Annotated in this window: 6 protein-coding genes and 2 pseudogenes; 4 read left to right on the top strand and 4 right to left on the bottom strand. The window is 59.8% G+C overall.

Annotated features, from left to right (window positions below):
* Positions 1–158: 158 nt before the first annotated feature.
* Both ACYAS9_RS26365 and ACYAS9_RS26360 read right to left on the bottom strand, forming a co-directional pair.
* Positions 159–1,112: pseudogene (locus ACYAS9_RS26365) on the bottom strand (methyl-accepting chemotaxis protein); the annotation flags it as partial.
* A 33-nt stretch (positions 1,113–1,145) separates the two neighbouring features.
* A pseudogene (locus ACYAS9_RS26360) lies at positions 1,146–1,823 on the bottom strand (cache domain-containing protein); the annotation flags it as partial.
* A 506-nt stretch (positions 1,824–2,329) separates the two neighbouring features.
* On the opposite strand from ACYAS9_RS26360, the gene ACYAS9_RS26355 reads away from it, so the two are divergent.
* The 3 genes from ACYAS9_RS26355 (at position 2,330) to ACYAS9_RS26345 (ending at position 5,269) form a co-directional block, all read left to right on the top strand.
* Complete coding sequence (locus ACYAS9_RS26355; RefSeq protein WP_463571368.1) at positions 2,330–2,770, top strand: hypothetical protein; 441 nt, start codon at positions 2,330–2,332, stop codon at positions 2,768–2,770.
* A gap of 195 nt (positions 2,771–2,965) precedes the next feature.
* Positions 2,966–3,598, top strand: a complete 633-nt coding sequence (gene ycaC / locus ACYAS9_RS26350) for an isochorismate family cysteine hydrolase YcaC (RefSeq protein ID WP_463571367.1) — start codon at positions 2,966–2,968, stop codon at positions 3,596–3,598.
* 66 nt (positions 3,599–3,664) lie between these two features.
* Complete coding sequence (locus ACYAS9_RS26345; protein WP_463571366.1) at positions 3,665–5,269, top strand: MFS transporter; 1,605 nt, start codon at positions 3,665–3,667, stop codon at positions 5,267–5,269.
* Between the two features lie 49 nt (positions 5,270–5,318).
* On the opposite strand, the gene ACYAS9_RS26340 is transcribed toward ACYAS9_RS26345, so the two are convergent.
* Entirely contained in the window at positions 5,319–7,748 is a 2,430-nt protein-coding gene (locus tag ACYAS9_RS26340) for a TonB-dependent siderophore receptor (protein WP_463571365.1), read from the bottom strand.
* Positions 7,749–7,769: 21 nt separating this feature from the next.
* A complete protein-coding gene (locus tag ACYAS9_RS26335) occupies positions 7,770–7,916 on the bottom strand; it encodes a hypothetical protein (RefSeq protein ID WP_463571364.1) in 147 nt (48 codons plus the stop codon).
* A 10-nt stretch (positions 7,917–7,926) separates the two neighbouring features.
* Here ACYAS9_RS26335 and ACYAS9_RS26330 point away from each other — a divergent pair, with 10 nt between their 5' ends.
* Positions 7,927–8,874 (top strand): aldo/keto reductase, encoded by a 948-nt coding sequence (locus ACYAS9_RS26330; protein WP_463571363.1) that lies wholly within the window; start codon positions 7,927–7,929, stop codon positions 8,872–8,874.
* The last annotated feature ends 218 nt before the right edge of the window (positions 8,875–9,092 follow it).

Genomic DNA, 9,092 nt, shown 5'->3' with positions numbered 1-9,092 from the left:
CCAATGCTGCAAAGAATATCAAAGCCGTGGGGCTCACGGTTTTAGCCTGTGGAGAGCGTGTAAGACCGATGGCTCAAGTAGCCTGAGGCTGTGCTCTGTGAAGCAGGAATCTCCTTCCTTTGCGCCTGTGGCGCCGATCGAAGATCGAGGTGGGGGAGGACGTCAACGGTAACGGTACTTTGCTGCTCAGTCGCAGCGGCAACCTGATGGCTCCGGTCCGTCAGTTCTTCGACATATGCTGCAATATTCTCAAGTGAGGAGGCAGTTTGGCGGCCTGACTCAACCCCTGTGACTGTCGCCACTTGTCCAGCTTGCATCGAGGTAACTGCCTGGTCCGCTCCGGTTTTGAGAAGGCCGATCATGGACTGAATTTCTCCCGTCGCCGTTTTGGTTCGACCGGCCAATGTCCTGACCTCGTCAGCGACAACAGCAAACCCGCGCCCCATTTCTCCGGCGCGTGCCGCTTCGATGGCCGCGTTCAATGCGAGTAGATTCGTCTGCTCCGAGATGCTGCGGATAGTTGCTAATACCTGGTCGATCATCGAAACCTGGCTGGCAAGATTCTGCACCGCGCCGGCGGCGGTGCCCATGCCTTTTGACATCCCGTGGATATGGGTAATGGAGTCACTGACGACGCCTTTGGCCTTGACCGCTTCCTGTTGAGTACTTCTGGAAACGTCCGCCGCCCCGGCCGCGTTTCGAGCGATTTCCTGGACAGTAAGCCCCATCTCATGCACAGCAGTAGCGACCATGTCGGTCATCTCATGCTGTTTGATGGCACGACCTGCCGTTCTGTCAACCACACAGGTTACGTCCTGGACACTTCGCTGTAGCTGTTCAGTCGTTTTCGACGCATCGGCTATAAGCAGCCGAAGGCTTTCAATAAATCGATTGAAGCCTCGGGCGAGATCGCCGAGTTCATCGCCCCGACGATCGTCGAGCCGCTGTGTGAGATCTCCCTCACCGCCTCCGATATTGACCAGCGCACCCGTCACCTGGCGTATCGGCCTGACAATCCCGCGGGCGATCCAGACAACAAACCCCAGGAAGATGAGTACGACCACGATACTAATGGCAGAGACCAGCTTTAACGCCTGTCTGCCCGGACCGTAGATCTCTGCAACCGGTATCTCGCTTACAAGTGTCCACCCCAGTGAGGAAACAGGCTCGGCAATCGCGACGTAGGTTTCACCGTTTCGCTCAAATTGTCTGGGCTGAATGTCCGACTTTGCCGCAGAAAGAATGGCCTGGGCCGCCGTATCGCCAACCAGCTCCTTGAGGTAAACAGTATCGTTGAGCTCAGCCCTCGGATGCACCTTCACCCTGCCGTCCGGCCCCACCAGATAGATTTGGCCAGCCGTACCGAAATGGAAGTTCCTGATCATTTCAGAGAGCGCAATCATGCTGAAACCAAGACCCGCTACACCCACCGTGACGCCGTTATATTGGATCTGCTGATTAATGAAAAGCGTAGGGGTTTTGGTGCTCTTATCGATATCAATGTCCAGAGATCGCACCTTCCCGCTGTCGATGAATCCATAAAACCAGTCATTTTCCGCTGGCCCGCGCTGGAGCGTACGGTCTGCGCCTTTGTTGGTAATGTAATGGCCTGACGCTTTGGCAACAATAAAAGTGGTCAGCGCGTTGTGCCGATCTTTTACATTAGCGAGGTACCGAATAAAGGCCTGTTGTTGGCGTGGGTCTTCACCCTGAGCCAGCCATTCACTCACCAGCGTATTATCAGCAATATCCATTGCAGCGGTCATTGGCGCTGTAAGAAGCCGCTCCAGGTCATTACGTATAGCGGTAATACTGGCCGGCATAGCCTGTTGCAGCAGATAACGATCAGTGAGTCTATCCAACGCAAATGCGTAGATGGCGATAATAATCAAGCTGCTAATTACTAACGCTGCCCCCATACCTAAAGTCAGCTGTCGTTGAATGCTTTTACGCCAGAACTGCATATCCTCAAACCCTCTCAGCGCTGCACAGAATCAAGTTGCGCAGTCGTCACGGACTGAGCACAGATCATGCCATCGGCAAATCAGAGCCAGATCAGTCGGACAAGGCAGTGATTGGTTCCGACCCATTTCAGCGCCGGTACGAATTTCGTGCATTATTTTGGAGCAACAATGCATCCATACAGCGAGTCTGCCTGGCTCTAACCCTGCTTGCAGCGCCTGATTACAGGGGCATGGCCTCTGTTCGCACATGCAGTGATATCAAATTGGCTCATTAACCTCTAGCGATCAAAAAACTGACCGTCCAGTCCAGTTAGTGGGGCTGACCGGGTCACGATCTTCTGCATGCTCACTTTGGAAATTTTGTCATGGTTATTGATGTAGACATCAGCTGGACCGACCGCTTATTGATGAACATACCACTTCGTCAGGAAGTATTACTTCCTGCTTATTTGTCCAGAGTTTTAGTGGCGGTTGTGAATCTGTCAGGTACTGGCCTGCATGCCGAGCTTGATCAGTTTGAAAAACTGGTGCTGGTATTCGGAGGCTGGTTATTCGTCGTGTTAGTCGCTTTGGCGGTAAGCAAGAACCTGATTTCATTGTTGCATTATATAGAGCGGGTTATGTCGATCATCGCGAATGGAGACGTCAGCCAACGTGTCGGTTTTTCAGGAAGTGATGAGTTTGGAAAAATTGGATCGACGACAGACAGCACGATTAATGGCCTCACTCAACTCATCGGACTTTCTATTCAAACCATTACCACACTGCAAAGCAAAAGCGGCACTATCGAACGTGAAAGCTTTTGAATTCCATCTCCGTTGCAAGGGAGATGGCCCGGATCGCCGCCCGGTCGGTCCTGCAACATAAGGCTAAGACGCCTATTGTCCCTCTCAGGTTGACAGTCAAACACATTTCAGCCGATTTATCCCTCAATCAATCACCCCTAATCTGTGCCCATGTTGAACGCAACCACTTACTCACTTAAGAAAAGGGATTCAATCATGAGCGCAGCCACTTACAACCGCCTGAACAAAGACGACGCCATTGTACTGCTGGTCGACCACCAGACCGGCCTGATCTCACTGGTGCAGGATTTCTCGCCGAACGAGTTCAAGAACAACGTACTGGCCCTCGCTGATCTGGCGAAATTCTTCGAGCTGCCGACCATCCTCACCACCAGTTTCGAGCAAGGTCCGAACGGCCCGCTGGTGCCGGAGCTCAAAGCCATGTTCCCGGACGCGCCGTACATCGCTCGCCCTGGTCAGATCAACGCCTGGGACAACGAAGACTTCGTCAAGGCGATCAAGGCCACCGGCCGCAAGCAGATCATCATTGCCGGCGTGGTCACCGATGTCTGCGTGGCGTTCCCGACCCTGTCGGCTTTGGCCGAAGGCTTTGAAGTGTTCGTGGTCACCGATGCGTCCGGCACGTTCAACGAGACCGTGCAGCGGGCTGCCTGGGACCGCATGAGCCAGGCCGGTGCGCAACTGATGAACTGGTTCTCGGTGGCTTGTGAGCTGCACCGCGACTGGCGCAACGATATCGAAGGCCTGGGCAACCTGTTGTCGCAGCGCATCCCCAACTACCGCAATCTCATGAATGGTTACGCCGCCCTGACAGCCCGTCAGGCCTGAGCAACCGCCCGAAAGCCTGCCTTCGCCCGCAGGCTTTTTTTCCGCCCCGGATTTGTGAGAGCCGCCATGAACACGCCCGCCACCAAGCTACCCACCGCCTCGCCCTGGAAACCCCTGCACACGCGGGTGTTCCTGTGGTTATGGCTGGCCAGTATCGCGTCGAACATCGGCACCTGGATGCATGAAGTCGGCTCCGGCTGGTTGATGACCTCGTTGTCGGCCAGCCCGCAAGCGGTGGCGCTGGTGCAGGTGGCCGGCGCCTTACCGGTATTTCTGCTGGCGCTGCCGGCCGGTGCCCTGGCCGACATCGTCAACAAGCGCCGTTATCTGTTGGCCGTGCAGTGCTGGATGGCGGCGGTGGCACTGGTGCTGACTGTGCTGACGGTGACTGAGCAGATGTCGGTGCCGCTGTTGCTGGCCCTGACCTTCGCCATGGGCATCGGCAGTGCGCTGATGATGCCGGCCTGGTCGGCACTGGCGCCGGAAATCGTCGCCCGTGAAGACGTGCCTTCGGCGGTGGCGTTGTCCAGCCTGGCGATGAACGTGGCGCGGGCCATTGGGCCGGCGATTGCCGGCGTGCTGGTCAGCTTGAGCGGGCCGTGGCTGACCTTTGCCTTGAACAGCGTGTCGTTTCTGGCGGTGATCGTGGCGCTGTATGCCTGGCGTCATACCCCGGCACCGGCGACGTTGCCGGCCGAACGCTGGTGGGGCGCGATGCGTGCCGGGGTGCGTTATGCCAAGGGTTCGCGGCCGTTGCGGGCGGTGCTGGTGCGTACGGCGGCGTTCTTTGTCGGGGCGGTGGTGGGCATGGCCTTGCTGCCATTGCTGGTGCGTCGCGAGATTGGCGGCACGGCGCTGGACTACGGGATTTTGCTCGGCTGTGTCGGCATCGGCGCGGTGTTGGGTGCGGTCATCCTGCCCAAATTGCGCGCCCGCTTGAGTGCCGATCAGATCGTGGTCGGCGCCAGCGTGGTGTATGCGCTGGTGCTGTTTGGTCTGGCGTGGACACGCTCCATTGCAGCGCTGGCGCCCTTGATGTTGATCAGTGGCGTGGCCTGGATCGCGGTGCTGAGCAGCTTGCAGGTGGCGGTGCAAACCACGGTGCCGTCGTGGGTGCGGGCGCGGGCGGTGTCGCTGTATATCCTGGTGTTCTTTGGTTGTTCGGCCGGCGGTGCGGCAGGTTGGGGCGCGATGGCCAGCCATGTGTCGATGAACGCGGCCTTCATGGGCGCAGGCGTGGTGCTGTTGATTGGCATCCTGTTGCGCTGGCACTTCCCGTTGCCGACCAGCGAGATGGACGAGTTGCAGCCGTCAAAACACTGGGCCACACCGCAACTTGATGAGGCGCTGCCAGCAGAGCGCGGGCCGGTAATGATCACCGTGGAGTACCGGATTGCGCTGCAGAATGCCGCGAAATTCAGCCATGCGATGCAGGCGGTCAGTCACATGCGTCAGCGCAACGGTGCGTTTTCGTGGGGCTTGATGCAGGACGCGCAGGACCCGCAGGTGTGGCAGGAGTATTTCTTCGAGGCGTCGTGGGTCGAGCACTTGCGCCATCACGCCCGGGTGACCCGCGCGGACCAGAAGCTGGAAGTGGCCGCGCGCAGGTTTCAGGAAGCGGGTGTGCCGGTGAAAATCCGGCACTTGCTGAACCAGGCGGCGGGGCATTGATGAGCGCCCCGCCGATCCTTTAGAACCCGGCCTTTTAAACCCCGGCCTTTTAAAAACCGACCGTGGCCGAGATCAGGTAGGTGCGCGGGGTCGACAGGGTCAGGCCCGGTTCGCTGTCATCCGAGGCGCCGGCCGAGGCCCAATAGGCTTTGTCCAGGACGTTCTCGACGTTGGCGCGCAGGGTGATGTCCTTACCTTCAACCTTGAAGGCGTAACGGGCGCCGAGGTCGAAGCGCTCCCAGCCATCGATCGATTTGCTGTTGGCCTGGTCCAGGTACTGCGAGCTTGAATGAATACCGCGTGCGGTCAGGGTCACGCCCTGCACACCCGGCACATCCCATTCGGCGCCGAGGTTGACGTTGAACTTGGGCGTGGCCGGGGCGCGGTTGCCGTCGTAGATGCCGCCGACGGTATTGGTCAGCTCGCTGTCGATGTACATCAAGCCACCGAGCAGGCGCACGCCTTCGACCGGTTCGCCGAACACGCTGAGCTCCACGCCGGTGTTCTCGCGCTTGCCGCTGGGACCGAAGACCCGGGTGGTGGCATTGGTCTCGTAGGCCGGCTGCTTGATGCGGAACACGCTGGCGGTGAAGGCCACCGAGCCCAGGTCATACTTGGTGCCCAGTTCGACCTGACGGCTGATGAAGGGCGCGAAAATCTGGTTTTCGTTGATCGAGGTCGACGGCGCGATCTTGCCCAGGCTCAGGCCTTCCATGTAGTTGGCGTACAGCGACCACTGATCGGTGACCTTGTACACCACGCCGCCCGAGGGCGAGAACTTCTTCTCGTCATAGGCCGTGGCGCCCTTGACGCCATCGCTCCAGTCTTCGACCTGCACGCGCTGAAAACGCCCGCCCAGTGTCACTAGCAAACGGTCGTCGAAAAAGCCCAGCGTGTCGGCGAGGCCAATACTGTCAAAACGGTTTTCGGTGTAGTCCTTCGAGTCCTGGCGCGTCGGCGTGCCGGGGGCAGGGCGCTGGATCGGGTTGTAGATATTGCCGGCGGCGGTGGCGTAGCGCGAGCCGCCGTTGGTGAAGTCCATGTAGAAGTGGGTCGCCGAAATGTTCAGCTCATGGCTGACGGGCCCGGTCTGGAACCACTTGCGCGCGCCGACGGTGGCGGTGCGCACGCTTTCGTCACGGGTGAAATAGCGCGGCGAAATGGTGAAGTCGCCGGCGTTATTGGTGACGCTGACGGCATGGCGCAGGAAATCGTGGTTGCTTTCACGGGCGCCGACGGCACCGTAGACCATGAACGAGTCGCTCAGGTCGTATTCGGCGTTCAGGTCGCCAAAGGTGTCGTTGGTGCTGGCCTGGCTCCAGTGCTGGGCGTAGTTTTTATCAACCGAGCCGGCGCTCGGCACACGGGCGTTGGCGCCGACCTGAATACGTTCTTGCGGGGCGTCGGTGTCGCGCTCGGTGCGGCCGATGTCGGCCGAAACGCGCAGGCGCTCGCCGCGGAAATCCAGGCCCAGTACCGACATTTCACGGTCGACGTTCTGGTGATCCCATGCGGTGTCGCCGGACTGCTTGACGCTGTTGAAGCGGATGCCGTACTGGTCTTCGTCACCAAAACGCCGGCCGATGTCGACAGCGCCACCGACCTGGCTGTCGGAGGCCAGGCTGCCGGTGAATTCGGTAATCGGCGTTTCGGTGGCGCGCTTGGCGACCACGTTGATGCCGCCGCCGACGCTGCCGCGTGGCGAAATACCGTTGAGCAACTGGCTGGTGCCCTTGAACACATCGATACGGTCGGCCATTTCCATGTCGATGGAATAGGTCGGCAAGACGCCGAACAAACCGTTGTACGACACGTCGGTGTTGAACAGGCTGAAGCCGCGAATGGTGAACTGCTCGAAGCGCCCTCCGGCGGGGTTAGTGGCACGTACCGACGGATCGCTGGCCACCAGGTCGCCGAGGGTGCGCGCCTGTTGGTTCTTGGCCGCTTCGCTGGTGTAGGTAGTGATGCTTTGCGGGGTGTCCATGAAGTCCCGCGAACCCAGCAGGCCCAGCGAGCCGCGCCGGGCGACCTGGCCACCGGCATAGCGCTCGCCGTCACCGTTGAACGACAGGATGCTGGTGCTGACGATATCGGTGGCATTGATTTCCAGCGTGCCCGACGCCGCCGTTGGCGCGGGCACCAGGGTGTAGCTGCCGCTGCCGACCGGCTGCAGTTGCAGGCCGCTGCCTTGCAGCAAGTGGCTGAAGCCGGCTTCGACGCTGTAGTGACCACTCAGGCCTGCGCTGCGCCGACCATTGACCAGGGACGGGTCCACCGACAGGCTGACCCCGGCCAGACCGGCAAAGCGGGTCAGCACCGAGCCCAGTTCGCCGGCCGGAATGTTGTAGCTCTGCTGCTGGCTGTCGGCCAGGGCAACGGTGGCGGTCAGCGGAGCCAGGCCCAGGGCGAGGCTCAGGCACAGTGTTGAACGGGAAATCGATGACGCCAGGAACGACCTGTGGCGTGGCAGTGCGGGCATTGGGTGGCTCTCTTTTTGGGTTCACTTGTAGCTCATGACACCCGAGCGCCAAAAAGGGGACACCGTTTTGCAAATTATTTCATCGGTGCGGTCTTTTTCCTGTGCTTGTATCGAACCTGCCGGGGCATCAAGCGTTCCGATACACATACCTTTGAAGGCAATCGACATGGAGACGATCATGCAACGACGCACTTTGGGCAGCACCGGTTTCGACATTTCACCGCTGGTGTTCGGCGGCAATGTGTTCGGCTGGACCATCGACGAGCAGACCAGCTTTGCCGTGCTCGATGCTTTTATCGACCACGGTTTCGACGCCATCGATACCGCAGACGTGTATTCGGCCTGGGCTGACGGTAACCAGGGCGGCGAATCGGAGACCATCATCGGCAAATGGCTACAGGCGCGGCCGGGCCTGCGCGAGAAGGTCAAGATCTTCACCAAGGTCGGCTCGGACCTGGGCGGCGAGGGGCGCAAGGGCCTGTCGCAGCGCTGGATCAGCGAGGCGGTGGAAAACTCCCTGAACCGCTTGCAGACCGATTACATCGACCTGTATTTCTCGCACTGGCCCGACCCTGAAACGCCTTATCAGGAGACCCTGAATGCCTACGGCCAGTTGCTGGGCGAAGGCAAGATCCGCAGCATCGGCGCGTCTAACCTCGACTACACACAACTGGCCGAAGCCCTGAGCACTGCCGGACAACCGGGCCTGCCGGCTTATCAAGTGTTGCAGCCCGAATACAACCTGTACGACCGCAAAGGCTTTGAAGGCGATCTGCAACAGCTGTGCATTCACGCCAATATCGGCGTGGTCACCTACTACAGCCTGGCGTCGGGTTTCCTGTCGGGCAAATACCGCTCGCAGGCGGACCTTGCCAAGAGCAAGCGCGGCCAGGGCATCGCCAAATACCTCGATGCACGCGGCCTGGCGATTCTCGATGCACTGGACGACATCGCCTCCAGCCACAGCGCGACGCCGTCGGAGGTGTCGCTGGCCTGGCTGCTGCGTCAGCCGGGCGTCACCGCACCGATCGTCAGCGCCACCAGCGTGGCCCAGGTCGAAAGCCTGGCACGGGCGGCGACCTTGACGCTCAGTGATGAAGACGTGGCACGGCTGGACCGGCTGTGAGGTCTCTGCCAGGTCATTTCCGGATGTGAAGCGCGAAGCGCTATGCCAGGCAGATGCCCCCACCCCACTGGGGGCGTCGGCTTCGCGGCTAAAGCCTCTGATTATCTGTTCGCGATCTGTCAGGTGAGGTGGCTTTTGCCGGTTTCTGCCTGAAACAGAGTGTGGGAGGAAGCTCTGCTCGCGACAGGGCCAGTAGAAAACGACAAACCTTTTGCGTC

Source organism: Pseudomonas sp. HP_08 (genome assembly GCF_055284095.1).
The sequence above is the reverse complement of the archived record's forward strand: the minus strand, read 5'-3'. Positions and strand labels throughout refer to the sequence as shown.